We start from the raw sequence: 26,082 nt of genomic DNA, 5'->3' as shown, positions 1-26,082 counted from the left end.
ATACAGAGATAACTTCTAAATGCTGATCTGAAAGAGATTGCCATTTAGAAGGGTGTTTTTCTGCGCAAATTTAATTGCTAAATAGATAAAAAAGGAGTTAAAACATGATGAAAACAGTAGTTAATTTAACACAGCAATCAGTCTTGGGAGAGATTAACAATGTTTTAGATACTTATGCTTATCATCCTTATCAACAAGCATTTGCCATTCCTGATTTGCGTCAAGAGTTGATCGCTTTTGTCCTCAACCGTATTCCTTGCTTGTATAGCGTCATATCGGACGAGCAACTACTAATGCAAAGCGGTGACAAAGAAAGCTGGATGAACAACAAGTTACCTCGTAGTCCATTAGAACAGCAACAACACCTACAGCGTTTAATTCACCAAGGTATTTATTCTATTTTCCAAGAAAAGGCAGATTGGATTAGTCATCACCTTTGTCAATCAGTACAAGTAGGTTGTGAACCATCCCACTGGTTTGGTTAATTATTAGTCATTAGTCAATAGTCATCAGTTATTAGTAAATTAACAAAAATCAAAATATAGGCTGTTGACTATTGACTAAGTATAAAATGATAGCTGAGGTAGGCAGATGCAATAAACTACGCCTTAATCAAAGCGTGCGTACATACTGCTGCAAAGAAGCAAGCTATGTGTAGCGTATCGTAGTGCTTGGTTCCCCGATGGACAAAATGATTCTTGCTTAAAAAAGCGGATTTATACACTCTTAAGATTAGAGTGAAATACAAACTAGTCACCTTAGCTGATAGCGTTCTTCTTCTGTGGATATGTGAACATATTCCGGTAGAGAACGTTCATTTTCCTCGTACTCTTGTTGAAATAATTCAGCAACGTCAATAAGTTCACCACGAGCTTGGTCTGGTGTTTTCCCCCAAGGGTGATAACTAGACATTGTTGAGATAGTTGAAACAAATGTACTATTATCACCTGGACGATTCAGGGTGGTGTAGGCTTGCTGAGACTGCATGAGGATAGTCTGATAGTTGAAATTACATCTTTAGTGTAAAAGCAAATTCTTAAAAGTAGGTAAATTTCGGTGTAATGTTCAACTTTGGTAATCTTTTGCACAAATTAATTGGCTTGCAATTCTGGTGCAGCCACTTGCAAAAACTCTCGCACATGTTGCAGATAAGTAGGCGCATCTTCTAACATAGGAAAATGTCCTGTATCAGACATTACTACAAATTTCACCTTGTTATTCAAGGCTGCTGCTTGTTGTCCCATTTGCGCGGGGATAATTTGGTCATACTCTCCAGCTACCAGTAGAGTTGGTACTTGTAACTTAGCAAACTCTTGGGGCATTAACTCAGATTGAGCCTTACTGACAGAAGTGAAAATTGTTCCTAAAGCTGTATCATAATCGGCAGCGAGAAAGTCTTCTAAAAAGTCTTGGCGATCGCTCTTGGGTATGGGACGATGTAAAAATCTCGCCATAAACATCTGGTCAGCAAAGGGAATTTTTCCTAACCATTTAGGACGGAATTTGACTACATAGCCACCAAATTTATGAAAAGCAGCAAAGGCTTTTTCGTCGTACTCAAAAATACCGCTACAAGTTAAAATTCCCCGTTCCACTCGTTGGGGGTAGAGGTTAAAAAATAATGTGGCGATGGAAGCACCCATCGAGTGAGCATTAATATAAACACGCCCAAGCTGCAATTCATCAAGTAGCACTGCTAAATCTTGGGCGTATTCTTCTAATTCATAAGTCAATTCTTGAATAGCTTGAGACTTTTGTTGATTTGTCTCAGCCTCAGCTACAGCCTCACCAGCACCAACAACAGTTGGTTTTCCCTTGGAACGTCCAAACCCACGTAAATCGTAGAGTAGAGAGTCAAATTGGTCTGATAAAGCATTAGCTGTACTTTGCCAATACCTAGCCGAACCAGCCCAACCATGAATAAACACCATCACAGGCTTTGCTGTTTCAGATGGCTGTTTTATCCACTCGTAATAATGCTCAACGCCGCGAACAGTAATATAAGGCATTTTTTCAAGAGTCCATAGTCAATAGTCCACAGTCAATAGTCCATAGTCAACAGTCAACTGTTTATTAACTAATGACAAATGACTAAGGACTAATGACTAATGACTATTATGCCGATTCTGGCTTAGGTAGTGAAGAAGGATGTACTAGCAATTCTGCTGTAGAACGCTTCTCTACCATTTCTCTAGTGACGGTGCAGCGTGTTACATCTTTACGGGATGGTAACTCGTACATCACATCTAGCATGAGTTCTTCCACGATACCGCGTAATGCTCTTGCGCCAGTTTTGCGACGGTAGGCTTCTTGTGCGATCGCTCGCAGCGCATCTGGTTTAAAGTCTAGTTGGACGTTATCCATCTTCAGCAGTTTTTGGTACTGCTTAACTAGGGCGCTGCGTGGTTGAGTGAGAATTGCCATCAGGGCTTCTTCATCTAGCGGATCAACTACGGCTACCATTGGTACACGACCGATAAATTCGGGAATCATACCAAATTTCACCAAATCATCTGGTTCTAGATGACGCAGTACATCGGCTGCCCGTTTTTCTTTGGATTGCCCCTCTCCAGGCTGTACAAATCCTATTGCCTTTTTGCCGCCTCTCTGCTCTACCACCTTCTCTAAACCAACGAAGGCTCCACCACAGATGAATAGAATATTGCTGGTATCGATTTGGATGCAGTCTTGGTAAGGGTGCTTGCGTCCGCCTTGGGGTGGAACGTTGGCAATTGTACCTTCCAACATTTTTAACAAGGCTTGTTGAACACCTTCGCCGGAAACGTCCCTAGTAATGGAGGGGTTTTCACTCTTACGGGCAATTTTATCGATTTCGTCGATGTAGATAATGCCGCGTTGGGCTTCTTCTACATCCAAATCGGCTACTTGTAATAATCGTAGTAAAATATTTTCTACATCTTCCCCTACATACCCTGCTTCTGTGAGCGTTGTCGCATCAGCCACAGCGAAGGGTACATCAAGAATTTTCGCTAGGGTTTGGGCAAGGAGGGTTTTACCACAACCTGTAGGGCCAATTAAGAGAATATTAGATTTTTGCAGTTCTACGGCATCATCTCCATTTTTTCCACTGCCCTTAGACTGCAAGATTGCTAGGCGTTTGTAGTGGTTATAAACAGCTACAGATAATACTTTTTTCGCTTCATCTTGACCTATAACGTGTTCGTCTAGGTACTTTTTAATCTCTCTCGGCTTGGGTATTTGAGTTAGAGAGAGATTGGCAGAACGGGCGCGGCGTTTTTGAGGTTGTTCTGATTTTGGTGCTGGTTGTGCCGCCGCACCACTTGTATCTAGCAACTCCTCATCTAGTATTTCGTTACACAAGTCTACACATTCATCGCAGATGTAAACTCCCGGCCCTGCGATCAATTTCCGCACCTGCTCTTGAGACTTGCCACAGAAAGAACATTTTAAATGGGAGTCGTACTTAGACATACCAGCCTCTTAATTCACGATGGTGACGTTTTCCCCTGCTGTGGGAAGATTTTGTCTGGAGATGACTTGATCGATTAGACCGTAATTTTTGGCTTCTTCTGCTGACATAAAGAAGTCGCGATCGGTATCTGCTTCAATTCTTTCTAGGGGTTGACCAGTATGATCAGCCAATAACTGATTCAATTGACCCTTGATGTAAAGAATTTCCCGCGCTTGGATTTCTATATCGATGGCTTGACCTTGAGCGCCGCCGAGGGGTTGGTGAATCATAATGCGGGAATCAGGTAAAGACATACGTTTACCCTTAGTTCCTGCGGTTAACAAAAATGCCCCCATGCTTGCTGCTAACCCAAAACATATAGTAACAACATCAGGACGGATTTGTTGAATTGTATCATAGATTGCCATGCCTGCGTAGACAGAGCCGCCGGGAGAGTTGATGTAAATTTGGATGTCTTTTTCTGAGTCTTCAGCATCCAAGAATAGCAACTGAGCAACAATGGTGTTGGCTACAGCATCATCAATGGGAGTTCCCAAGAAGATAATCCGCTCTCGCAGTAGACGGGAGTAGATGTCGAAGGCTCTTTCCCCCATACCTGATTGTTCGACAACCATTGGCACAATGTTACTGATGCCGTTGAGGTGGGAGGACATGCCAAATCGACTTAAACTTTTGATGGGGTAATTTGCCGACTGCGATAAAAGCATAGGAGAACGTTAAATATAGTTGGTACAGAGATTTCGGCAACAAATGCTGCCTCTAGGTCAATAAATGAGATTTTGATTTACCTATGTGTTAACCATTATGCCTCATCTACATTCTTCTCGTGTGACCCCCAATCAGGCAAGGGCGAGTGTAAACGTTGCCATTGGCTACTTTGTGTGCATTAGGCGTTGAGTGATGAGTAAAAATTTTTAATACTCATGACTCAGCATTTATAACCTAAAAATCCCCGTTTGTGTGAGGGGGTATTTGGGTAGTATTGACTAAAAGTTGAGAGGGTGTATTATAGTTTGAGCCTTGACGGCATAACACACCCTACACAACCAGCTTAATTATTCCCCTGTTGTTGATTCTGCGGCAGTTTCTATAGTTTCCGCCTCAGTCTCAGGTGCAGTTGTATCTAATTCTTCTTGACTTGCTAATGACCCTTCGGGTACAAGTTCAACGGTAGAATTTGCCAACAGCCAATCAATGATTTTTTCGGATATTAGTTCCTGTTCTACGAACCCTTGTAATCTATCTTGGTCAATATCTTCGTCAGGATACTGTTGTATCAGTTCAGTAACTCTGGCTTGAACTTCTTCTGGAGTGACTTCGATTGATTCGCGTTTTGCCACTTCTTGTAATGCTAAAGACCGCTTAATACGGTCTACAGCATCAGGGCGCGATCGCTCCCGCAACTGTGGAATAATTTCTTGAGTAAAGATTTTCCTCACATCCATTCCCTGTTGAGCAAAGCGCATTGCTGTTTGTGACAGAATTGCGTCTACTTCTTTCTCAATTAGGGTTTCTGGCAAATCTACTTCTAGGTACTTCAGCAGTTCCGCTAACAAAGCCTCTTGCTTATTCCCCTTAGTTTTGTCTTCGGCTTCTTTTTGATAACGTTCTTCCAAAGAAGCACGCAACGCTTCCATTGTCTCAAAATCACTCACATCTTGAGCGAAGTCATCATTTAATTCTGGCAGTTCTTTTTCTTTGATTTCTTTGAGTGTCACCGTGAAAATGGCAGGTTTCCCAGCTAACTCTTGGTTAACGTAGGGATCGGGGAATTGTGCTGATACTTCTTTGGTTTCCCCAGGATTCATGCCTATTATGCCAGTCACGAAGCCAGGAATAAATTTATCTTCCTGTAATTCCACTTGAAAATCGCTGGCTTCACCGCCAGGAATGGGTTCTGGTTCTGCGTTTTCGTCGTCGCCTTCTGCTTTGGCAATCACGCCTTTAAAATCGACTACAGCCACATCACCAATTTGAGCGGTTCTACCTTCCACCGGAATTAATGTCGCCAATTGTTGACGTTCTTTTTCTAAAACTTCGTCAACTTGGTCTGGATTATACGTAACTTCCTCAGCTTTAATTTCTAACCCAGTGTACTTAGTGAGATTAACTTCTGGCTCTACATCCACAGCCGCCGAAAAAGTTAAGGGTTTTCCAGGTTCGTAATTATTAATTAAATCATCAAAAGATGAGCGCAGCTGTGGTTGACCAATGGCGGCGATGGATTCTTGTTTAATTGCTTGCTCAATCCCATCCTGCAATAGTTCTTCCAAAGCTGCGGCTTTGACGCGAGTTGTGCCTAAACGCTGTAATAATACATTTCTTGGCACTTTACCTTTACGAAACCCAGGAATATTGACAGTACTGGATAAGTTTTTAATTACCTGTTCGTAAGTTTTTTGCGTAATTTCTGGTGTAATTTCTATTTCCAGACCGATTTGGCTGGCGGGGAGTTTTTCCTGGGTAACTTTCATGCTTCGTCTCTAAATTTTGGATTTTGTGACTCCAAGTACATATTTAAGATGCGATTGACTAAACCTTAGTTATGAGTGGTGAGTGCTGAGTGGATAGTAGCACTCATGACTCGGAACTTTTCAGTTAGGACTCGGCACTCATGATTTTTCATCGCTTCTTTTGAGTTAATGTCTCTTGGTGAGAATGGGAGGTGTCTACAAGGCAGACTGATGAAATAAGTTTAACTGCCAAATGTGAAACAGAGGCTAGGAGGCTCAAGGCTAGGAGGCTCATGTTTTTACTCAGCACTTGGCACTCTCCACTTTACTGCTAATGGCAAAGGACTTGACGCTTTAGCGCTATAACTTTACCGCAACAGTCATAGTTAGAGCTACTGCATCAGTTCTACGGGGCTGTTATCGTGATATCCTGGTTTTCACAACCAATAAACCAACAAGTCTGTATCCTATATTAGAATGTTGGATCTATTGTCAGGGTTAATCCAAGAATTGCCGCTTGAAATTTTAAAGTTGGTTGACTATACTGTCTTGGTTTACATTGCATCATATTACATGCTTATCTAGCTAACGCACATCATAGGTGTGATTGTAATTGCTGGAATAATGAATTTATAGATATATATGAAACATCCTACTCCCTAGATTTTTCTCTGCATAGGCAAAGATAGAGAAAGGAAACACTTAAAAGTAGTCAAAATCTTATACTTCCCTGATTTTTATCTACGACAGCGATTTATTGTATAATAAATATAATTTTTTTAGATTTGGTTGTAAAACTAAGCAAAAAATCCTGTAGACTTCTTTAATTAAATTAATTAAGTTCTGTAAACCCGAAAATTAAAAAAACTAATTTCAAAAATATTGCTAAAAATCAGAAAAAATTGACCTCAGATATTCAACTATTCTTATTTTCATAAAATCTTCTGTAAAAAACATCAAAAATAAACCATCACCTCTAAGGAAGGAGGAATTAATTTGTCTAGATCGTATCGCGTAGCTATTTTAGGGGCGACTGGTGCTGTTGGCACAGAGTTGCTGGAATTACTGGAAAGCCGGAATTTTCCGGTGGGGGAGTTAAAATTATTGGCATCAGAAAGGAGCGTTGGCCGATCGCTCCCGTTTAAAGGAGAAAATATCCAAGTAGAGGCAGTGAGCGATCGCGCCTTTGAAAATGTCGATATAGTCTTAGCTAGTGCTGGTGGTTCCACATCCAAAGCTTGGGCATCGGTAGCGGTAGAAAAGGGTGCAGTGGTGATCGATAACTCCAGCGCCTTCCGTATGAACCCTAATGTTCCCCTGATCGTACCAGAGGTAAATCCTCAAGCCGCAGCCAACCACAAAGGGATTATCGCCAACCCCAACTGCACTACAATTTTGATGACATTGGCAGTATGGCCGCTACACCAAGTTAAACCAGTGCAACGCATCGTCGCCGCTACCTATCAATCTGCTAGTGGTGCGGGTGCAAAAGCGATGGAGGAAGTCAAAATTCAAAGTAGCGCTATCTTAAACGGTGAGGAACCAGTAGCCGAAGTATTACCTTACCCCTTAGCATTTAACTTATTTCCGCATAACTCCCCCTTAACTGACATAGGGTATTGTGAGGAAGAGTTGAAAATGGTCAACGAAACCCGCAAAATTTTCGGCACACAAGAAATTAGAATTACAGCGACTTGTGTACGGGTTCCCGTACTACGCGCCCACTCAGAAGCAATTAATCTAGAGTTTGCCCAACCGTTTTCTCCCGATGAAGCCAGGGAAATATTAAGGAACGCCCCTGGCGTAAAATTATTAGAAGATTGGGGTAAAAATTACTTCCCCATGCCCATAGAAGCAAGCGGTCGTGATGAAGTTTTAGTAGGCAGAATCCGCCAAGACATTTCTCATCCCTTCGGTTTAGAACTTTGGCTGTGCGGCGATCAAATTCGTAAAGGTGCAGCACTAAATGCGGTACAAATAGCCGAGTTGTTGGTAGAAAAGAATTTACTCCAACCTGCAAAGGCGTATGTTGCGAGTTAGTCAGTGAATGGTGAACACAAACTGACAACTAACAAAAAAAATATAGAGGAGTAACAAAAGGGTGGGAGATTTCGGCACAGTTTTAACCGCTATGATTACACCGTTCAAAGCGGACGGGAGTGTTAATTATGCTGTAGCGGCGGAACTAGCAGCGCATTTGGCTGACAATGGGACAGATACATTGGTGGTGTGTGGGACAACAGGAGAATCACCCACTTTGAGTTGGGATGAAGAATACCAGTTATTTGTCGAAGTTTTACAGGCTGTGGCAGGTAAAGCCAAGGTAATTGCTGGCTGTGGTTCCAATTCCACCAAAGAAGCGATCGCAGCTACGCAAAAAGCAGCTAAAATAGGAGTACATGGTACTCTACAGGTTGTACCCTACTACAATAAACCGCCGCAAGCGGGTTTGTACCAGCACTTTCAGGCGATAGCTCAAGCCTGTCCCGACCTACCGCTATTGTTATACAACGTTCCTGGGCGGACTGGTCAAAATCTCAGCCCAGAGACAGTTGTGCGGTTAGCCGAAATCGACAACATTGTGGGTATTAAAGAAGCTAGTGGTAATCTCGACCAAGCTGGGGAAATCCGCCGCTTGACACCAAAAGACTTTGAGATTTACGCTGGAGATGATTCGTTAACCTTGCCCTTGTTAGCGATCGGGGCAAAAGGTGTAGTTAGTGTGGCTTCCCATTTGGTAGGGAACCAACTACAGCAAATGATTCAAGCTTACAATGCTGGGCAAGTGACAGTCGCCAGTGAGATTCATCTTCGGCTCTTACCATTGTTTAAAGCTCTATTTATCACCACAAATCCGATTCCCATTAAACAAGCATTAAAACTTCAAGGCTGGGAGGTTGGTTCTACTCGTTTGCCACTAAGCGAAGCTGATGCAGAAGTCAGCCAAAAATTAGAGGCAGTCATGAAAAATCTTGGTTTAATTTAATCGTCATTATTACGTTGACTAAAACAAGATATTAATTATTTATGGAGCTTGGCAGAAATAACGATTTAGTATAAAAAACTGCAAAAATCGATGAGAAAAGTTTTATTCATGCCTGGCTTCTAATCTTCTCAAAACTTGTGCTAAAACCTAATAAATATAGAATGAATTATTCAACATAAAAACCCTTTTTATTTTAGCGAAAATTGCAGATTTAATTAAATGGCTGCTTGGCACAAGTAGGCTAATCTTGTCATCCCTAAAAGAAGCTGAATTTACAAACTTATTAACTCTAAAACGACAAACAACAAACTAAGGAGAAAATGGTTAACAACGAAACTAATACCAGCCTAAAAATTATTCCCTTGGGCGGTTTACACGAAATTGGGAAAAACACCTGCGTTTTTGAATACGATGATGAAATCATCTTGTTAGATGCGGGATTAGCTTTCCCTACAGAGGCGATGCACGGGGTAAATATCGTCCTGCCAGATACGACATATTTACGAGAAAATCGCCATAAAATTAAGGGGATGGTTGTCACCCACGGTCATGAAGACCATATTGGTGGGATTGCTTTTCACCTCAAACAATTTGACATTCCGGTGATTTATGGCCCTAGACTAGCAATAGCAATGCTAGAGGGTAAATTAGAAGAAGCGGGAGTACGCGATCGCACAGAATTAAGGACAGTTTTACCTCGTGATGTAGTCCGCATTGGTAAAGCATTTTTTGTTGAGTATATCCGTAACACTCACTCCATCGCTGATAGTTTCACGGTAGCTATTCACACACCTTTGGGTGTAGTCATCCACACAGGCGACTTCAAATTTGACCATACCCCAGTCGATGGTGAAAGATTTGATATCCAACGCCTCGCAGAACATGGAGAGAAAGGTGTACTTTGTCTGTTAAGTGATTCTACTAACTCTGAAGTACCAGGTTTTACCCCTTCGGAAGCCTCAGTATTCCCCAACCTAGATAGAGTATTTAGCCAAGCAGAAGGGCGGTTATTTGTTACTACCTTTGCTTCCAGCGTGCATCGCATCAACATGATTTTGCAACTGGCGAAGAAGCATAACCGTGTAGTGACAGTTGTTGGACGTTCCATGTTGAATTTGATTGCCCATGCTCGTAATTTGGGTTATATCAAATGTGAAGATAATTTGTTGCAACCTCTACATACAGTTCGTGGTTTGCCAGATGAGAACGTGTTAGTTCTCACCACTGGTTCCCAAGGTGAAACAATGGCGGCGATGACGAGAATTGCCAACAAAGAACACCCCCACATCAAAATCCGCGAAGGTGACACCGTTGTCTTCTCTGCTAACCCCATTCCCGGAAACACCATTGCCGTAGTCAACACCATCGATAAGTTGATGCTGCAAGGGGCGAAAGTAGTTTACGGTAGGGAACAGGGGATTCACGTTTCTGGACACGGCTGTCAGGAAGACCAGAAATTAATGCTGGCGTTAACCCGTCCCAAGTTCTTTGTACCCGTCCACGGCGAACACCGGATGTTGGTAAAACACTCTCAAACAGCGCAGAAGATGGGTGTTCCTGCCGAGAATATGGTGATTATTCAGAATGGGGATGTCATCGAACTCACAGAAAACTCAATTAGCGTCGCTGGGAAAGTGCCATCGGGTATTGAGTTGGTGGATACTACAAGTTCCGGTATGGTTAGTGCCAAGGTGCTGCAAGAACGCCAGCGTATGGCAGAAGAAGGAATTGTGACTATTGCAGCTGCTATCGATTGGCAGGGTAAATTACTGGCTAAACCAGAGATTCATCTGCGTGGTGTTGTCACTAGTGTAGAGCGATCGCTTCTGCAAAAGTGGGTACAACAGCGCATAGAAGAAATTTTGAGTGTGCGTTGGTCTGAATTTGCCACTACAGTAGGTGAGCAACCTGAAGTTGATTGGGGTGGCTTACAAGGGACTTTAGAGCGTGAGTTACAACGTTCTATTCGTCGTGAGTTGCAATGTCAGCCATCGGTGACTTTATTGATGCAAATTCCTGATGAACAACCAGTGAAGGTTGCTACTGATGGTAGAAGGCGGCGGACTCGGACGGCTGCTCAGGTAGCTTCTTAAGATTTAGCTCACGCATTCGCCGTCAGGCGTTCCGCTTGCGGTAGGCGCAAAGACGCAAAGGTACGTAAGGTGTCTTTGCGTTTTGTTGTGTGATATTTAGTGTAGACGAGTTCGTGAGGCGATCGCTATGACGAAGTGTTAGTTGTTAATCGTCAATATTTCGTCTAATTTCTCTTTCAATAATCTCTTTGATAAATTCAGGGATTTCTTTGTTCAAACTAGCTGCTTGTTGTTTTAATCTTTCGTAAATCTCAACATTTTCTCCTTGCCAAATGAGGTCTATCCTTCTGACTTGTCGCATTGCAATATGTGTATAGTTTTCTGGATATGCCCAGTAACATGATAAGCAAATAGACTTGTCCTTGATGCTACGCCAATTTTCACAATGCTCACATGACCAAGATTTAGCCCGATTAGCGGAGCCACAAAGTAACATGAAGTTATCAGCTTCTAACTCTGGTTCACCATCAACTTCAAAGGGAACACGATGATCAATCTGTAATTCACGTTCGTCAACCTCTTCTAAATAAATAAAGCATTTACAACCATATTTATTGATTAATTCGTTTTTTATCTGCTTCGATAAGCCTGTTCTACCAGATAACCTAGAAAATCTAGTTTTAGCAACATTTCCAAATTTATAAGCAGCTATTTTTCTACCATCGCTACCTGTTACGCGAAAGGTTTCTAAAGGGATTCCGTGTTCTCTAACATCTCGTGCTGCTCTGGGAGGATGATTGTATCCGTATCTTTCTTTCAGTTCTTCTGTAGTTATAAAACCATATTGCAGAATATGATTAATAACAGCTTTCGGTCTTTTAGCTGTCACTGATTGACAAAGTTTTATAAAATCATCTGGTAGATTTTGATGACTGTCCATATCATTCTCACAGAGCAAGTTGTTTGGGTACTCTGTGAATATAGCTTTCTATATTGAAAATAGATTCTTTCAGCAAACTTTGAGATAAATATAAAGATTCTACCGTTACTTCTTCTCTTCCCAACAAAGTTGCTTGAGATGAACGCCCTACTTCAATTTCAATCCTTCTAAGTTCTAATTCTTCAGGCAATTCTTGACCAAATGTTTTATTGCCTAGTTTGCCATCATAACTAACTGCAAATGATATTTCTCTTCTATTTAATGTTTCGAGGGCTAAAACAAAATCATTAAAAACTATTCCAGAAAAATATCTTGAATCTTTATCCCCTGACACACCCTGATAAGGTGGATCTAGATATACAAAATCATTGCTTTGAACTTCAGCTAAAACATCTCTAAAGTCCAAGCATGTAAATTTACATTTACCTTTCAAAAGGTTAGAAACACCCTCTATATTTTTCCTCATCTTTTCAGGTTGTGTTCCCTTTCGTCTTTTATCAGGACTTTGATTGAAAAGTCCATTAGAGTTGTAACGAACAGCACCTTTAACACATCGGGAGAGTAAATATAAAAATAGTTGCGGATCATTCGTTTTATTAAACTCTTCCCTCACCTGAAAGTAGTGATAGATTGAATTTTCATGCTGTTCATGCCATACATTTGTATATTGATCTGCTATCTTACTTGGTTTTTCTATAATTAATTCCAGCAGTTCAATTAATGGTTGATTCAAATCGTTGAGCCAAAATTCTTGAGTAATGCCTTTAGCAGAGGCAGCAATGCTAATTGCTGCGGTTCCAGCAAATGGTTCTACCAGTCGTCCTATCTTATTAGGTAGAAACCTAAGAATACTTGACGCAAGATTTCTTTTACTACCTTGATACTGAATGGGATGTGGAAGACTAGCCATTTTGGAATCAAAAAATATCTGAGTTAGTTTATCACAAGAAAGTAAGCCAAAATTACAGTACAGACTGTTAATGGCACACCAAAACGTAAATGATCTAAAAAAGTAAGTTTATAACCTAAATCTGCCGCAGCTTCTACAATTATCAAGTTGGCTACTGAGCCAAATAAAGTTAAATTACCTGCTAAAGTTGAACCTGCTGCTAATAATAGCCATGATTTTGTATCACCTTGGGAAATCAAAGGGTGCAATAGCAGCACAGCCGGAACATTAGAAATCATATTAGATAAAATAACTGTTACTCCCAACAAACTGGCAGCAGAGTTAATGGCATGAGTAAATGGCTGTAGTAGGTTTAATTTCTGAGTGGCTTTTGTCAAAATAAACAGCCCAGAAAACATCACTAACAAATTCCAATCTACTTTTTTTAATATTCGTTGGGGTTTAATTCTTCTGGTAATTAGCAACAAGCTGGCCGCCACTAAAGCTGACTGTGCTAAAGGTAAGCCAATAGTAAAAGCTATAAGTAAGCCAGTAGTAATGACTACCGTTTTATTAAATAGAGGTTTATATATTCGTTGGTTGGTGCTGGGTAAAATTTGGCAAGGTTTGATTGAACGTACATCAGGGTAAAGTAACCACAATAAGCCTACCTGAACTATCAAACCTGTAAAGGCTACGGGAGCTAAGACACGCAAAAATTCTAGATAAGGTATGGCAGAAAAAGAACCTATCAAGATATTTTGCGGATTACCACTTAGGGTAGCTACAGAACCTATATTAGTTGCTCCAGCGATCGCTAGTAAATAAGGAATAGGATTTAAGCTCAAAGCTTGAGCCAAACTCAAAGTCAAAGGCGTAAACACTAGCGCCAGAGTATCGTTGAGGAAAACAGCCGACAGTATCCCACTACCAAAGGTTAAAGCTATCAATAAGCCTAAAGGACTACGGGTAAAGCTCAACAACACCGATAAGGCACGGCGAAAAAACCCTGCATAAGCTAAGTTGGCGTTAACTACCATCATGCTTAACAGAAACACAATGGTGTTAGCATCAATTGCTTGCCAAGCTTCCTGCAAATTCAACACACCCAAAGCAATTAAGAAGGCAGAGCCAACTAAGGCAATGGTGGCACGGTTCATCCGCAAACCCGGAATGTAGCCCAAGGCTAACCCTAGATATGTCAGCCCTAATACGGCGTAAACTGCAAATTGAATGAAAAGCACGATATTTACTAAGTTATTGCAAGTAGTAATACTTAAACAGAGCCTCTACATCACCTATTTATCAGTGATACTACTTGTTTTTTTAAATTATTTACCTAAAGAATATCTGTCTGTGTTAAGACTTGTAAAGATTAGGTTTGATTCTGTCCAAAGATAGATGTCTTCACTAAAATTTAAACTGTGTCAAGTTATGAACAAGATCGGATGATTACACTACCGCTTCCGAGAAATTTGCGATTAACTTGACGTAGTAATAAATTGTGTTTGAACCTCAGTAACTACCCAAATTTAAGTTAAATCGTTGCCAAAGTTAGTTTTTTCCCGACAAGGTAGTGGTCACACTGTATAAGTTCATCGGAAAGGTGAATATCCTCATAAACAAAGAGGCACAACCATGAAGGTATTTGATAATACCACAAAAAAGTTTTTTGTTGCAAGCTGGGTTTTTATAAATCACACAGAAGTTAACAATACTCGTTTAACCCAGTTGCCAATTTCTCGGTCAGGGTGGGATATTCTTAAACCCCTACGACGCTGGTTAGACAATGTTGAAGTGAGCGATCGCCAATTAGCTCACCGCATATGTCAAATGATTCCGGCTCAATGTCCCTTTGAGCGCGACATTAAATTATTCGGTAAGACTTTGTTACACATTCCGCCAATGTGTAAACTCAACCCTTTATATGAAGAAGTCGTCAGCTTGCGTTTCCGCGCCCTATGTTATCTAGCGGATGAATGCGGCGAGGATATATCACAGTATTGTTAGTCATTAGTCATTAGTCATCTCTTACAAAGTTCTGAGCGGAGGAAACTTCCGCTCAGACTTTGCGCTTAGTCAACAGTGAAAGCTGTCTGACTATGGACTATTGACTGTGGACTGTGGACTATTGACTCTTTTTTCTTGCTTCCCATTTCTGGATGGCTTCTTGAGCATCTTCGTAGACTGCTGTTCCTTCTGGAACTAAGGTAGCGGTGGCAATGGCCGCATTAAAATTTTCTTGATCGGCGCGATTTTTAGCTAGGTCAAGAATTTTTTCACTCCATTTATTAATAGATGTTTTTGCTAAATCAAAGCCTGGTTGACCTTGTGGTACTCTTTTGGCTACTTCAATGGCACGGTTATAAGTGGAAGCTTGCCCTGGTTTAATTAAGCCGTTAGCAGCCTCTATTAAGGTTTGATTGGCTAACAATTGTTTGGCTTCTGAACGCCATTGTTCAATTGACTTTTGAGCTTTAGTATAAAGAATTTCGTCTTTAGAAATTAATTTAGCAGCTGCGATCGCATTGGCGTATTGTCTTTGTTTGGCGCGACCTTCTGCTAAGTCTAAAATCATCTGGTTCCAAATTTTAATATTTTCCTGGGCTTGTTCGTGTAGGGGTTCGCCGGGTTTGATTTTTTTCGCTGTGGTAATAGCCAAGCTCAGATCACTAGCTTGAGTCTGTCTCAGGGACATTTTCGCTAAGTCTAATACAGCTTGGTTGCGTTTTTTTGATTCAGAAATAGGCGCAATTTGAGCAGTTGATTGATTTTTGGGAATTGTTAGCGGGGCGGGAGATAGTTTAGGAAGTGGCCTTGGAGTTGAAGGTTTTTTGATGATTTGTGCATCACTTGTAGCGGCTAATTGCTGCCTCGCTTTTAAAACCTTAACCTGATTGCGAAGTAGAACAATAGAAATTAAGGACACCACTACCATAGTCCCACCACCCCACAGAAGAAACTGTTTCCACAATGGAGGCTCTACCTTACTAGCGGGTAGCCGAGAGATATAAGGTTGGGGTGCTTCGGGGATGAACCGCCCAGCTGCACTTTCTTCTTCAGATTGCTGGGTAACTTCCGTTTTTGTGCTGGGTAATGGTTGTTTATCTAGGGTGAGGATTGGTGATTTGCCGTTACCGTTAGTTTCTAAACCTTGATATCCCTTCCAAATATCGAATTTTGGCAGCTTGTCGGTATTTTTTGGGGGTTCTCCTATGGAGGGTGCTGTAAACGCCATAGCAAAGTTTTCCTCGGAAAAAATAATTGCTTCAGGTTCCGAGGGTTCTATGGTGCTGGGGATCGAGGCGCTAAGTTCTACTTCTGTCTCGGTTGTGTTTTCTACTGGGGGCAGAATTGCCTGTTCAGGGAAGGGGATAACCGCTACAGGGTTTTGTGTAGGTCGCCAGTAATGTTGAGATAGTTCGGGAGTAAGACCACTTAAGTGTTCTTGTAATTGGGTTAAATCACTGCCATAGCCGGAACGTAGAGCCGACAACAATGCACCCGTAAATATCCCGTGTCCTAGTTCTCTACTTTCTTGAGAAAATTGGTCTGGCTGACAGGACAAGATGGTGGCGAGTTGTAATTCTTCGGCTAGTTCGATGATTTCCTTACCGACGGGAGTCTCTCCCAAGCTGCCAGAAGCACGGTTGATATCGAAGATGAGTAATACATTCAGGTTAGCTAACTGCAAACTTTGCATTAGCGATCGCACTTCGATACCAGTCTCTTCCACAAATTTGGGATCACCTTCTACGGGCATGAGATAATCTCTGCCGTTGTGGTTGACTCCATAACCGCTAAAGAAAAACCATAAATGGTCTTCTGGTTGCCAACAGACTGCGGCTAAATCTTCCAGCCATAACAATATATGGTCTTTAGTGGGATAGGTAGGTCGGTCTTCAACAGGTGTGGAAGTATCCGTCATCAGCAGGCATTGTTGGGGGAAAAAGCCTGCTTGTTGAGTTAAAAAGTCTTTTAGCGCCTCGGCATCGGCTTGAGCGCAACGTAAAGGTTGAAATAAATGATATTGATTTACGCCTATGGCGATCGCCCAGTAGTTTGCCATCCCGCTCTTTGTAGGTTGTTTGTATGGTTGCCTAAAATTGCGGTTGGCTTTGCTGAAAAAACAAAGCTAACCTATGTCTAATAGTCTAGAAGATTATCATCTAGTCATTAAAATTACGTATTTTTTATTACTTTCCGTTTCCGAAAATTTTCCAAGCCATTCAAAGTACAGAACCTCAATTAAGGAGAGAACAGGTCATGAGTAAAAGTAGTCCTCAACAACTATCATTAACCATTCCCTTTAAACCTATTAGCCAAATTGACAAAAAAATCCGGACATTTCCGTTAATATTTTTGCTTTTGTTTCCCGTTCCTGTATGGCTTGTAACAGAAATAGCTTTTCCCCAGATTGTGCGAGCTTACACAGCCAGAGTTGACTTGACTATTGATAGATTACCTGATGAGGGCTACGAAGCCATACTACGCCGGGCAGAAATGGCAGCTAGGGCAGCAGCTCAACGCAGCTTTGATAAGGATATTTTAGTTACAGATATTTCTGTGTACATCTCCGTACAAAGTTATGGAGCGATCGCACCAGTTTTACTTTTGGATGTCAGCCGTCAGCAATGGCGCACCCGTCCCGATCCACAACGCTGGGCGACTTACTTCAAAAGCGCCCAATCACTCCTACTCTTTAACAATCCCCAAAACTCAGCCAACCCAGCAGCCGCCGTCACAATTCCCACAACAGCACCCAATCCCACCCCTACACCATCTCCCGCAGCCTCTCCCCAGCCACCAGCAGAACCGAAGTAGAGGTGACAGTTAACTGTTGACTGTTAACTGTTGACTGTTGACTATGGACTATTGACTATTCCCTTTTTCTTTCCAGATAGTGATCATCGTGATTTGATCGCTTAGAATAGGAAGGTTGTCAAGAATTACGATATCAGCTAGTATGGCGGTTCCTAAGAAGAAAACATCTAAATCAAAACGCGATAAGCGTCGAGCTACCTGGAGACATAAGGCTGCTGTGGAAGCGCAAAAAGCTATCTCCTTGGGCAAATCAATTTTGACTGGACGTTCTACATTTGTCTATCCTACTGCGGAAGAAGAAGACGAAGAAGAATAAGAAAAAAATGGGTAATGAGTAATCGGCAGAACCAATTACCCATTACCTTTCACCCATGACTGATGATCAAATAATCATATAAAGAGTAAGTTATCTATAGCTCCAGATTTTTTAGTGTTTATTAAAATTAATATTTATCGATAGAAATTTCTTTGCTGGGAAAATGAAAGTATTGATTTGTACTCAGCAACATCTTTATTGTTACGTTTTATATAAATATGCTAGGAAAATTTTTTCAGAAACCAGACCAAGAAAATGCTGACCGAGTTCCCCCAGGACAGCATCTAGCTAAGGGTTTCCCTGTTCTCACCTATGGCGCAGCACCTAAAGTCAGTATTGATGGTTGGGAGTTTCGGGTTTGGGGTTTGGTAAAACCTGCCATTTTTACTTGGTCGGATTTTATAGCTTTACCTCATCACGAATTTACAGCAGACTTTCACTGTGTTACCCGTTGGTCTAAACTTGATGTGAAATGGACGGGGATTAAAGTTACAGATTTTATGAATCTGATTGAGGTAGATTCTCAAGCCGCTCATGTAATGGAACATTGCTATGGTGGTTACACTACAAATATTGCAATGGACGATTTTGTGAGGGAAGAAAACTTCTTTGCCTTTAAATTATTTGGTGAAGACCTCCCCTTGGAACATGGTGGGCCGATGCGCTTAGTTGTACCTCATCTTTATGCTTGGAAAAGTGCTAAGTGGGTTAATGGTCTGGAGTTTCTGGATAAGGAAGAACTGGGTTTTTGGGAACGCAATGGTTACAACCGTCGGGGTGAACCTTGGGCGGAGGAAAGGTATAGTTAATTAGTCATTAGTCATTAGTCCACAGTCCATAGTTATTTTCCTCTTTCCCCTTTTCCAAAGTCCCTATTACCTACTTAATAATTTTTTTGAGTAAGCTCAATTTATCTTTGTAAGGGGCGTAACGCCAGTTTAGGTCTAGCCAGAAGGAGTTTTTTAGGACACTTTTGTAATGGGAAAAGGTGTCAAAGCTGGCTTTACCGTGATAACTACCGATACCGCTATCTCCTACGCCACCAAATGGTAGGGATGAAACGCCTATGTGCATGATTGTGTCGTTGATACAGACTCCGCCAGATGAGGTTTCTTGCAGGATGCGTTGTTGTAGAGGTTGATTTTGCGTAAATAGGTATAAAGCGAGGGGTTTTGCTTGAGAATTAATTAAGGCGATCGCATCTTTAATATCTGTATATTCAATCACTGGTAAAATCGGCCCAAAAATTTCTTCCTGCATTACTGTATCTGTTAAAGCAACGTTATCTAAAATTGTTGGAGCGATATATTTTTCTTCAAAGTTTGTTTCGCCTCCAACTACAATTTTTCCGTTGTTGAGAAACTTCGTTAAACGCTCAAAATGTCTATGACTGATAATTCTGCCATAATCAGGGCTTTGGGCTGGGTTATCACCATAAAACTCTTTGAGTGTTTTTTGTATAGCGGCGATTAAATCTTGTTTAATATTTTGATTCACTAAAAGATAGTCAGGTGCAACACAAGTTTGACCTGAATTAATAAATTTACCCCAAGTAATTCGTCTGGCTGTATGTTCGAGATTAATATCAGTATCAACAATACAAGGACTTTTTCCACCTAACTCTAATGTAACTGGTGTGAGGTGTTTGGCTGCGGCTGCCATCACAATTTTACCTATGGATGTACCACCTGTAAAAAAGATGTGGTCAAATTTATTTGCTAGTAGTTCTTGGCTAGTTTCTACACCGCCTTCTACTACTGCAATATACTCACTGGGGAAATATTTAGTAATTAGTTCTACTACTAAATTAGAGGTATGAGGCGCAAGTTCTGATGGTTTGATGATAGCGCAGTTTCCGGCGGCGATCGCTCCAACTAAGGGTGAAATGATTAAACCAAATGGGTAATTCCAAGGGCTAATAATTAAAACCACACCTAACGGTTCTGGATAAATTTTTGCTGAGTAAGAAAAGAAGTCTAGGGGAACATCAGCTTTTTTCGGTTTAGTCCAATTTTTGATATTTTTGATAGCATAACTAATTTCATTAATTGAGCTTATTTCTGTGGCATAAGCTTCAAATTCTGATTTGTTTAAATCTGCTTTTAAGGCTTGAGTTATTGCTGCCGTATTTTCGGTAACTAATTGTTTAAGTTTTTGAAGTTGTTTTAGACGGAAATTAACATCTTTAGTTTTACCAGTATGAAAAAAAATACGTTGTTGTTCGATTATTTCAGTAATTTTTGATGTAGAAATAGTAACCATTTATATTTACCTTATTTTTTTTAGCATACTCAATCAAATATAAATTATACTTTAGATTCATATTTTGACTGGCAAATTAACAGTAAATATACTGCCTTTGCCTGTATCGGAAACAACAGAGATATTACCTTGGTGAGCTTCAACAATCCGTCGAGAAAGATACAAACCTAATCCACTACCAGCAATTTTATGACTACCTTGACGAAATCTTTCAAACAATGTGGCTTGTTCATCCAGGGGAATACCTGGGCCTGTATCTGCTATTTCTACATTTATATAGTCTTGGTTGATGGCAGATGAAGAAGAATCTTGCTGTTTACTTAGTGTTACAGTTTTGATACGGATAGTTACTGAACCAGATGTGGTAAATTTAATGGCATTGCCTATAAGATTGGTAAATAAGCGGTGCAGTTCTAAGCGATCGCCTACGGTGGGCGGAACGCCATCGCCTGTCACGGTACTTGATATTAATGCTTCCTCAAAATCCCTATTAATTACCAAGCCTTTTTCTTGGGCTAAAGGGTTTAATTCTCCAATTACTTCATCTAGTAACTGTCTAAGATTTACTGGTTGAAATGCTAAGGTTTTACGCCCAGCTTCAAAGCGATAAACTTCTAATAAAGTGTTTACCATCGAAAGCAAGTTGATATTGCTCCGTGCCATAATGGTAATTACTTCGTGCATTTGCGGTGATAAGTCTCCCAATGCCCCTTGTTGAAATAATACCAGCATCCGATCAGCTGCAACTAAAGGTGTGCGTAAATCGTGTGTGAGACGAGAGACAAAATCTTCACGCTGACGGGCAATTTCGTCGCGTTCATCCATACTATGCTTCAAGCGTAACAGCGATCGCACCCTGGCGAGTAACTCATCCATTGTTACAGGCTTACGGATGAAATCATCAGCACCCAAGTCTAAACCATGTGCTACATTTGGCGCATCATGGGCAGTAATTAACAAGATGGGAATATACTGCTGTAAATTCATCTCCCCGCGAACCCGCCTGGTGACTTCATAACCATCCATTCCCGGCATCATTAAGTCTAACAGTACCAAATCACAAGGGGATGCTTGCAATTGTTCTAATGCTGAGAAGCCATCTTCGGCAGTGGTAACGGTATAACCTTCTTCTTCTAAAATAGTTTTAATTAAAAATACGTTATCTGGCGAATCGTCAACCACCAGAATTTTGCCAGATTGAGGAGATTTTGCACTCATTTGATTGTTTATTCTCCAGATGTGAGATTATCTAAGAGTTGCTGAAATTCTGTAGTTGATGGAATTGCGATCGCTCTTTTCAGCAGTGTCTTGAGTAAGGATGGTTGATCAATTCTATTAATCGCTTCCACAATAGAAGTTGGTACTTCGCCAAATCTGGTATCTAAAACATCAAGCACACTTTCTCTAATCCCTTCTTCTTTGCCTTCTTCTTTTGCTAATCTTTCAATACTGGTTACGTACCGCATCCTTTGTACCTCCTCGTAACTCCTGACTTCTGTTTTAAAACTTAGCGCCAATTCCCTTGGCAAAACCATTATCCAGTCGATGAACCTGAATAATTCTTGAATATCTTCTCGGCTGTATCCCCTCTCAAATAGCCTTCTCACTAGGCTTAATTTCCACTGTAGCCGACTTTCTGGGTTTCGTTGCGTTGCCTTGGTTTTGAGATGTGCCATCACAATTATCCCAAAGGGATTGGTGGCTTGTTCTAGGGTTTCCCAAGTTGCTTCATAGTCTAACAATTTCGCTATGGGGAACTCCAAACTGACGCGACAACCGCCTAGTTGATAGCTATAGCTATTAGGTCGCCAATTTGCTTGTTCATCGGCTAAAACTGCCAAGCTGATGACTCGCTTTTTATGACGGTCAAACAAGCGGTAATTGTAGGTGTACATCCGTTCGGCAAATTGGCTGTCATATTGTCCTTGCACTTCTACATGAACCAATACCCAAGCTTCTTCACCGTCCAGTAACCAAACCTTGGCAACTTTATTAACTAAACGCCTTCCAATTTCTGCGTCTGGTTCGAGTTGTTGTAGTTCGTTGTCCAGAAATTCGTAAGGTCGCGTCCAATCGATTTCGGTGTAAGCTTGGGTAAAGAAGAACTCCAGAAAGCGGGGGAAATATAATTCGATGACCTCTTTCCACGGGCTATCGTAATCGGTCGATTGCTCAGTCATTTAAAATAAAAAGTATCTCTGTGCCATAGGTAAAATTGTCGCAGGTTCACAAGTCAACAATTCCCCATCAGCCCTAACTTCATAGGTTTCCGGGTCTACTTCTATATGAGGTAAAGCATCATTGAGTTTCATATCCTGCTTAGTTAATTGGCGTGTTCCAGAAACGGCGATGGCTGATTTTCTTAAGCCCAACTGACTGGGGATATCTCTTTCTAAAGCAGCTTGGGAAACAAAGGTTAAAGATGTGGCGTGTCTCGCGCCTGCAAAACTGCCAAACATGGGGCGCATATGTACTGGTTGCGGTGTAGGGATGCTGGCGTTAGCATCTCCCATCTGTGACCAAGCTATCATTCCGCCTTTAATGACTATCTCTGGTTTCACGCCAAAAAACGCTGGTCGCCACAAGCATAAATCTGCAAGTTTGCCTTCTTCTACGGAACCTACATACTGAGCGATGCCGTGAGTAATTGCGGGATTTATAGTATATTTGGCAACATATCTTTTAGCTCTTAAATTATCTCCTTCCCCATCTCCCGCAAGGCTTCCGCGTTGTATCTTCATTTTGTGAGATGTCTGCCAAGTGCGAATTATTACTTCTCCTACTCTACCCATCGCTTGGGAGTCAGACGCAATCATACTAAACGCGCCTAAATCATGCAAAATATCTTCGGCGGCGATAGTTTCGCGGCGGATGCGGGATTCGGCAAAGGCTACATCTTCAGCGATCGCTGGATCTAGGTGATGACATACCATCAACATATCGAGGTGTTCGTCTAGGGTGTTGACAGTGTAAGGACGGGTGGGGTTGGTGGAAGAGGGGAGGACATTAGCTTGTCCGCAGACTTTGATAATATCTGGTGCGTGTCCCCCACCTGCGCCTTCGGTGTGGTAGGTGTGGATGGCGCGGTTTTTAAAGGCGGCGATGGTATCTTCAACAAATCCGGCTTCGTTGAGGGTGTCGGTGTGGATGGCTACCTGCACATCGTATTCGTCGGCGACAGTTAAGCAGGTGTCAATGGTGGCGGGTGTGGTTCCCCAGTCTTCATGGAGCTTTAAACCGATCGCCCCTGCTAAAATTTGTTCTGTGAGTCCTTGGGGTTGACTGGCGTTACCTTTACCCAAAAATCCTAAGTTGACGGGGAAAGCATCAGCCGCTTGCAACATCCGGTACATATTCCAAGGGCCGGGGGTGCAGGTGGTGGCGTTGGTTCCCGTGGCTGGGCCTGTACCACCACCTATCATGGTAGTGATACCGGAGGCGATCGCTACTTCTATCTGTTGGGGGCAAATAAAATGGATATGGGTATCAATACCGCCAGCCGTGAGAATCATTCCCTCCCCAGCTAAGGCTTCGGTTCCAGGGCCGATAATAATATCTACGTTGTCTTGAATATAGGGATTCCCAGCTTTCCCAATTTTGAATATTTTGCCATCTTTAATGCCGATATCTGCTTTAACTATCCCCCACCAATCGAGGATTAAAGCATTAGTAATGACTAAATCTACTGCACCATCGGCGTTAGAAATGGGGGATTGTCCCATCCCATCCCTGATGACTTTACCACCACCAAATTTCACTTCGTCGCCGTAGGTGGTGAGGTCTTGTTCTACTTGTATAAATAATTCTGTATCAGCTAGGCGGATGCGATCGCCTACTGTGGGGCCGTAGGTTTCGGCGTAGGCGCGGCGGGACATTTTGTAAGGCATTATACACTCCTGAGAAATGAGGTTATAGTTGAAACGCGGAGGGGCGCGGAGGTTAGCGCGGTGAACCAGCGCTGTAGGAGGGTTTCCCTCCGCAGGCGACTGGTGAACCCGGAGGGAGGTACGCAGAGAATGGATGAGAATAGTTTATGTGGAAGGATAATTGGGTGTGGAATGAGGGTGCATACGGCGTTGGGGCCAGGGTTGTTGGAGTCGGCTTATGAGGAGTGTTTGTTTTATGAGTTGCAGCAGGAGGGGTTTAAGGTTGGTAAGCAAATTCCTGTACCGCTTGTGTATAAAGAAGTGAAATTAGATTGTGCTTATTGATTGGATTTGATGGTAGAAAATAAAGTCATAATTGAAGTTAAAGCGGTGGAATCTCTCAACCCCATTCACTCAGTCCAACTTCTCACCTACCTAAAACTTACTAAATGTAAACTCGGACTCCTCCTTAACTTCAACGTCCGCCACCTCAAAGAAGGTATCAAACGTGTAGCCAACAACCTCTAACTCCGCGTCCCTCTGCGCTAACCTCAGCGCCCCTCCGCGTTTCCTAACTCCCCATTCACCCTCCCATTAAACCCATAAACCCGACGACTTCCCACCAAAGGAACCAAATTCACTTCCTTCTCATCCCCTGGTTCAAACCTAACAGCCGTCCCCGCAGGAATATCCAAACGCATTCCTAACGCTAATTCCCTATCAAAATTCAACGCATTATTAACTTCATAAAAATGAAAATGGGAACCTACTTGAATTGGTCTATCGCCTGTATTAGCTACTAGCAATTTCACAGTATCACGACCAGCATTTAATTCAATTTCGCCGGTTGGTGTAATTATTTCACCTGGAATCATAATTTTCAAATTAACGAATAGGATTATGTACTGTCACCAACTTTGTCCCATCAGGAAAAGTGGCTTCAACTTGCACCTCATGCACCATTTCCGCTATACCTTCCATCACATCATCTCTTGTTAAAAGAGTTGTGCCATAACTCATCAATTCCGCCACTGTCCGTCCATCTCTTGCACCCTCCAAAATAGCAGCAGAAATGTAAGCCACTGCTTCTGGATAATTCAATTTCAAACCTCTATTCTTGCGCCTTTCTGCTACTAAAGCGGCTGTAAAAATCAATAATTTATCTTTTTCCTGCGGTGTAAGCTGCATAAATTAAGAATTACAAACTAAACCTGCCATACTCTGGGTACACAGCTACCACGATGCAGAAAAGACACTCGTAGTAACTGCCAAACAACCGTAAACCAGTTTCTCACCTCAGATGTAGAAACACCACGATATCGACACAAAAATCCATTTTGTAATTGCGTTACCCCAACTTCCCCAACACCAATCCATAAATCCCGTGCTTTCTGCACAAATTCTTGAGAAACCACACTACCCACCCACACAAAACTACCGACTATCGGCTGTCCATGTAAGCCGTGTGGACTGTGGAAAACCGCCTCATTCCCTGGTAGCCATTGACGATCTATCCACAAAGGAACACCTTCTTGGTAAACTTCGGTATGCGATCGCCATTCTCCTTGATAAAATTTTTCTCCCCTAGCACTACGACCAAATCGCGTAATTTCCCAGCCTAAAAAATTCGCCCCAGTCGCTAATTCTACCCGTAAATCTTGGCGATAAATTGCCCCGTTAAATAAAATTGTTTCTTGCGGTAGCCATTCCAAACAAGCACCCGCATCGATTTGAATATTAATAGTTTGCTTCGCCAGTAAACCATTGCTGCGATATATTTTCCCGGCTGCGGCGGTAGTAATTAAAGCCTGCGCGTTGGGTTGGAGGTGGAAATTATAAGATAAGCGATCGCCTCCCACCACACCCCCAGCCGTGTGTAAAATCACACTATGACAAACCTTATCCCCTTCTGGATAAAACGGACGCTGTACCTTTAGCGGTGCTTGCTGGTGATTGTAAATTAACTGGGTGTTATTGGAGCGATCGGCATAAACTAAATTAAGTTTTCCATGCCAGCCTTCTGTTAGTTGTGCATTAGAAGTCATTTATATAGATATGA

The 26,082-nt window shown here is 41.8% G+C and carries 24 protein-coding genes and 1 pseudogene; 9 read left to right on the top strand and 16 right to left on the bottom strand.

The window, feature by feature from the left end; genetic code table 11:
- The first annotated feature begins 107 nt into the window (after window positions 1-107).
- Window positions 108-485 (top strand): hypothetical protein, encoded by a 378-nt coding sequence (locus NSMS1_RS22050; RefSeq protein ID WP_224095310.1) that lies wholly within the window; start codon window positions 108-110, stop codon window positions 483-485.
- Between the two features lie 268 nt (window positions 486-753).
- Here the strand turns inward: NSMS1_RS22050 and NSMS1_RS22045 are convergent, their stop codons facing one another.
- The 5 genes from NSMS1_RS22045 to tig form a co-directional block, all read right to left on the bottom strand.
- A complete protein-coding gene (locus tag NSMS1_RS22045) occupies window positions 754-987 on the bottom strand; it encodes a hypothetical protein (protein ID WP_224086866.1) in 234 nt (77 codons plus the stop codon).
- 104 nt (window positions 988-1,091) lie between these two features.
- Window positions 1,092-2,009 carry an alpha/beta fold hydrolase gene (locus tag NSMS1_RS22040; protein ID WP_224086865.1) on the bottom strand — a complete coding sequence of 306 codons (918 nt, stop codon included), beginning with the start codon at window positions 2,007-2,009 and terminating at the stop codon, window positions 1,092-1,094.
- A gap of 106 nt (window positions 2,010-2,115) precedes the next feature.
- The gene (gene clpX / locus NSMS1_RS22035; RefSeq protein ID WP_224086864.1) at window positions 2,116-3,453 is read right to left on the bottom strand and encodes an ATP-dependent protease ATP-binding subunit ClpX; all 1,338 of its coding nucleotides are present in this window, start codon (window positions 3,451-3,453) and stop codon (window positions 2,116-2,118) included.
- A 9-nt stretch (window positions 3,454-3,462) separates the two neighbouring features.
- Window positions 3,463-4,161, bottom strand: coding sequence for an ATP-dependent Clp endopeptidase proteolytic subunit ClpP (gene clpP, locus NSMS1_RS22030; RefSeq protein ID WP_224086863.1), 699 nt, complete (start codon window positions 4,159-4,161; stop codon window positions 3,463-3,465).
- Between the two features lie 348 nt (window positions 4,162-4,509).
- Entirely contained in the window at window positions 4,510-5,928 is a 1,419-nt protein-coding gene (tig, locus tag NSMS1_RS22025) for a trigger factor (RefSeq protein WP_224086862.1), read from the bottom strand.
- A gap of 975 nt (window positions 5,929-6,903) precedes the next feature.
- Between tig and NSMS1_RS22020 the strand changes: the two genes are divergently transcribed.
- The 3 genes from NSMS1_RS22020 to NSMS1_RS22010 all read left to right on the top strand — a co-directional run bounded on the left by NSMS1_RS22020 (window position 6,904) and on the right by NSMS1_RS22010 (window position 10,986).
- Entirely contained in the window at window positions 6,904-7,947 is a 1,044-nt protein-coding gene (locus NSMS1_RS22020) for an aspartate-semialdehyde dehydrogenase (protein WP_224086861.1), read from the top strand.
- A 61-nt stretch (window positions 7,948-8,008) separates the two neighbouring features.
- Window positions 8,009-8,893 carry a 4-hydroxy-tetrahydrodipicolinate synthase gene (dapA, locus tag NSMS1_RS22015; protein WP_224086860.1) on the top strand — a complete coding sequence of 295 codons (885 nt, stop codon included), beginning with the start codon at window positions 8,009-8,011 and terminating at the stop codon, window positions 8,891-8,893.
- A gap of 320 nt (window positions 8,894-9,213) precedes the next feature.
- Window positions 9,214-10,986, top strand: a complete 1,773-nt coding sequence (locus NSMS1_RS22010) for a ribonuclease J (protein ID WP_224086859.1) — start codon at window positions 9,214-9,216, stop codon at window positions 10,984-10,986.
- A gap of 145 nt (window positions 10,987-11,131) precedes the next feature.
- Here NSMS1_RS22010 and NSMS1_RS22005 read toward each other — a convergent pair whose 3' ends face one another.
- Genes NSMS1_RS22005 through NSMS1_RS21995 form a run of 3 tightly spaced genes read right to left on the bottom strand, consistent with a single transcriptional unit; the run spans window position 11,132 to window position 13,999 of the window.
- The gene (locus NSMS1_RS22005) at window positions 11,132-11,866 is read right to left on the bottom strand and encodes an HNH endonuclease (RefSeq protein ID WP_224086858.1); all 735 of its coding nucleotides are present in this window, start codon (window positions 11,864-11,866) and stop codon (window positions 11,132-11,134) included.
- Window positions 11,867-11,873: 7 nt separating this feature from the next.
- The gene (locus tag NSMS1_RS22000; RefSeq protein WP_224086857.1) at window positions 11,874-12,776 is read right to left on the bottom strand and encodes a Dam family site-specific DNA-(adenine-N6)-methyltransferase; all 903 of its coding nucleotides are present in this window, start codon (window positions 12,774-12,776) and stop codon (window positions 11,874-11,876) included.
- 23 nt (window positions 12,777-12,799) lie between these two features.
- A complete protein-coding gene (locus tag NSMS1_RS21995) occupies window positions 12,800-13,999 on the bottom strand; it encodes an anion transporter (protein ID WP_224086856.1) in 1,200 nt (399 codons plus the stop codon).
- A 394-nt stretch (window positions 14,000-14,393) separates the two neighbouring features.
- Between NSMS1_RS21995 and NSMS1_RS21990 the strand changes: the two genes are divergently transcribed.
- Complete coding sequence (locus NSMS1_RS21990; protein WP_224086855.1) at window positions 14,394-14,765, top strand: Mo-dependent nitrogenase C-terminal domain-containing protein; 372 nt, start codon at window positions 14,394-14,396, stop codon at window positions 14,763-14,765.
- Window positions 14,766-14,883: 118 nt separating this feature from the next.
- On the opposite strand, the gene NSMS1_RS21985 is transcribed toward NSMS1_RS21990, so the two are convergent.
- Window positions 14,884-16,824, bottom strand: coding sequence for a caspase domain-containing protein (locus NSMS1_RS21985; RefSeq protein WP_224086854.1), 1,941 nt, complete (start codon window positions 16,822-16,824; stop codon window positions 14,884-14,886).
- A gap of 197 nt (window positions 16,825-17,021) precedes the next feature.
- Here NSMS1_RS21985 and NSMS1_RS21980 point away from each other — a divergent pair, with 197 nt between their 5' ends.
- From NSMS1_RS21980 to NSMS1_RS21970, 3 genes are all read left to right on the top strand, one after another.
- Complete coding sequence (locus tag NSMS1_RS21980; RefSeq protein WP_224086853.1) at window positions 17,022-17,579, top strand: hypothetical protein; 558 nt, start codon at window positions 17,022-17,024, stop codon at window positions 17,577-17,579.
- A gap of 142 nt (window positions 17,580-17,721) precedes the next feature.
- Window positions 17,722-17,895, top strand: a complete 174-nt coding sequence (gene rpmF, locus NSMS1_RS21975; RefSeq protein WP_224095309.1) for a 50S ribosomal protein L32 — start codon at window positions 17,722-17,724, stop codon at window positions 17,893-17,895.
- Between the two features lie 218 nt (window positions 17,896-18,113).
- Window positions 18,114-18,704, top strand: a complete 591-nt coding sequence (locus NSMS1_RS21970; protein ID WP_224086852.1) for a sulfite oxidase-like oxidoreductase — start codon at window positions 18,114-18,116, stop codon at window positions 18,702-18,704.
- 70 nt (window positions 18,705-18,774) lie between these two features.
- On the opposite strand, the gene NSMS1_RS21965 is transcribed toward NSMS1_RS21970, so the two are convergent.
- From NSMS1_RS21965 to ureC, 4 genes are read right to left on the bottom strand one after another with little or no spacing between them, the layout of a single operon-like run.
- Window positions 18,775-20,157 (bottom strand): aldehyde dehydrogenase, encoded by a 1,383-nt coding sequence (locus NSMS1_RS21965; protein WP_224086851.1) that lies wholly within the window; start codon window positions 20,155-20,157, stop codon window positions 18,775-18,777.
- 57 nt (window positions 20,158-20,214) lie between these two features.
- On the bottom strand, window positions 20,215-21,375 hold the full coding sequence (locus tag NSMS1_RS21960) for a hybrid sensor histidine kinase/response regulator (protein WP_224086850.1): 1,161 nt from the start codon (window positions 21,373-21,375) through the stop codon (window positions 20,215-20,217).
- Window positions 21,376-21,383: 8 nt separating this feature from the next.
- Window positions 21,384-22,337, bottom strand: coding sequence for a transposase (locus tag NSMS1_RS35485; protein ID WP_411908642.1), 954 nt, complete (start codon window positions 22,335-22,337; stop codon window positions 21,384-21,386).
- Entirely contained in the window at window positions 22,338-24,044 is a 1,707-nt protein-coding gene (gene ureC, locus NSMS1_RS21950) for an urease subunit alpha (protein WP_224086849.1), read from the bottom strand. It lies immediately after the preceding gene.
- A 129-nt stretch (window positions 24,045-24,173) separates the two neighbouring features.
- Between ureC and NSMS1_RS21945 the strand changes: the two are divergent.
- Window positions 24,174-24,551, top strand: a pseudogene (locus tag NSMS1_RS21945) (GxxExxY protein).
- Between the two features lie 23 nt (window positions 24,552-24,574).
- Here NSMS1_RS21945 and NSMS1_RS21940 read toward each other — a convergent pair.
- The 3 genes from NSMS1_RS21940 to NSMS1_RS21930 are packed head-to-tail and all read right to left on the bottom strand — an operon-like array spanning window position 24,575 to window position 26,068.
- Complete coding sequence (locus NSMS1_RS21940) at window positions 24,575-24,898, bottom strand: urease subunit beta (RefSeq protein ID WP_224086848.1); 324 nt, start codon at window positions 24,896-24,898, stop codon at window positions 24,575-24,577.
- Between the two features lie 10 nt (window positions 24,899-24,908).
- Complete coding sequence (ureA, locus tag NSMS1_RS21935) at window positions 24,909-25,211, bottom strand: urease subunit gamma (protein WP_224086847.1); 303 nt, start codon at window positions 25,209-25,211, stop codon at window positions 24,909-24,911.
- Between the two features lie 17 nt (window positions 25,212-25,228).
- The gene (locus tag NSMS1_RS21930; protein ID WP_224086846.1) at window positions 25,229-26,068 is read right to left on the bottom strand and encodes an urease accessory protein UreD; all 840 of its coding nucleotides are present in this window, start codon (window positions 26,066-26,068) and stop codon (window positions 25,229-25,231) included.
- Between the last annotated feature and the right edge of the window lie 14 nt (window positions 26,069-26,082).

This window comes from Nostoc sp. MS1, assembly GCF_019976755.1.
GTDB lineage: Bacteria > Cyanobacteriota > Cyanobacteriia > Cyanobacteriales > Nostocaceae > Trichormus.
The sequence above is the reverse complement of the archived record's forward strand: the minus strand, read 5'-3'. Positions and strand labels throughout refer to the sequence as shown.

Coding starts and splice junctions, on each gene's coding strand:
- NSMS1_RS21940 (WP_224086848.1), bottom strand. CDS start 24,898: ATGATTCCAGGTGAAATAATTACACCAACCGGCGAAATTGAATTAAAT.
- tig (WP_224086862.1), bottom strand. CDS start 5,928: ATGAAAGTTACCCAGGAAAAACTCCCCGCCAGCCAAATCGGTCTGGAA.
- NSMS1_RS22005 (WP_224086858.1), bottom strand. CDS start 11,866: ATGGACAGTCATCAAAATCTACCAGATGATTTTATAAAACTTTGTCAA.
- clpP (WP_224086863.1), bottom strand. CDS start 4,161: ATGCTTTTATCGCAGTCGGCAAATTACCCCATCAAAAGTTTAAGTCGA.
- rpmF (WP_224095309.1), top strand. CDS start 17,722: ATGGCGGTTCCTAAGAAGAAAACATCTAAATCAAAACGCGATAAGCGT.
- NSMS1_RS21960 (WP_224086850.1), bottom strand. CDS start 21,375: ATGAGTGCAAAATCTCCTCAATCTGGCAAAATTCTGGTGGTTGACGAT.
- NSMS1_RS21990 (WP_224086855.1), top strand. CDS start 14,394: ATGAAGGTATTTGATAATACCACAAAAAAGTTTTTTGTTGCAAGCTGG.
- NSMS1_RS22010 (WP_224086859.1), top strand. CDS start 9,214: ATGGTTAACAACGAAACTAATACCAGCCTAAAAATTATTCCCTTGGGC.
- clpX (WP_224086864.1), bottom strand. CDS start 3,453: ATGTCTAAGTACGACTCCCATTTAAAATGTTCTTTCTGTGGCAAGTCT.
- NSMS1_RS22050 (WP_224095310.1), top strand. CDS start 108: ATGAAAACAGTAGTTAATTTAACACAGCAATCAGTCTTGGGAGAGATT.
- NSMS1_RS22000 (WP_224086857.1), bottom strand. CDS start 12,776: ATGGCTAGTCTTCCACATCCCATTCAGTATCAAGGTAGTAAAAGAAAT.
- ureA (WP_224086847.1), bottom strand. CDS start 25,211: ATGCAGCTTACACCGCAGGAAAAAGATAAATTATTGATTTTTACAGCC.
- NSMS1_RS21980 (WP_224086853.1), top strand. CDS start 17,022: ATGAGTAAAAGTAGTCCTCAACAACTATCATTAACCATTCCCTTTAAA.
- NSMS1_RS21930 (WP_224086846.1), bottom strand. CDS start 26,068: ATGACTTCTAATGCACAACTAACAGAAGGCTGGCATGGAAAACTTAAT.
- NSMS1_RS21970 (WP_224086852.1), top strand. CDS start 18,114: ATGCTAGGAAAATTTTTTCAGAAACCAGACCAAGAAAATGCTGACCGA.
- ureC (WP_224086849.1), bottom strand. CDS start 24,044: ATGCCTTACAAAATGTCCCGCCGCGCCTACGCCGAAACCTACGGCCCC.
- NSMS1_RS21985 (WP_224086854.1), bottom strand. CDS start 16,824: ATGGCAAACTACTGGGCGATCGCCATAGGCGTAAATCAATATCATTTA.
- NSMS1_RS22045 (WP_224086866.1), bottom strand. CDS start 987: ATGCAGTCTCAGCAAGCCTACACCACCCTGAATCGTCCAGGTGATAAT.
- NSMS1_RS22040 (WP_224086865.1), bottom strand. CDS start 2,009: ATGCCTTATATTACTGTTCGCGGCGTTGAGCATTATTACGAGTGGATA.
- NSMS1_RS21965 (WP_224086851.1), bottom strand. CDS start 20,157: ATGGTTACTATTTCTACATCAAAAATTACTGAAATAATCGAACAACAA.
- NSMS1_RS35485 (WP_411908642.1), bottom strand. CDS start 22,337: ATGACTGAGCAATCGACCGATTACGATAGCCCGTGGAAAGAGGTCATC.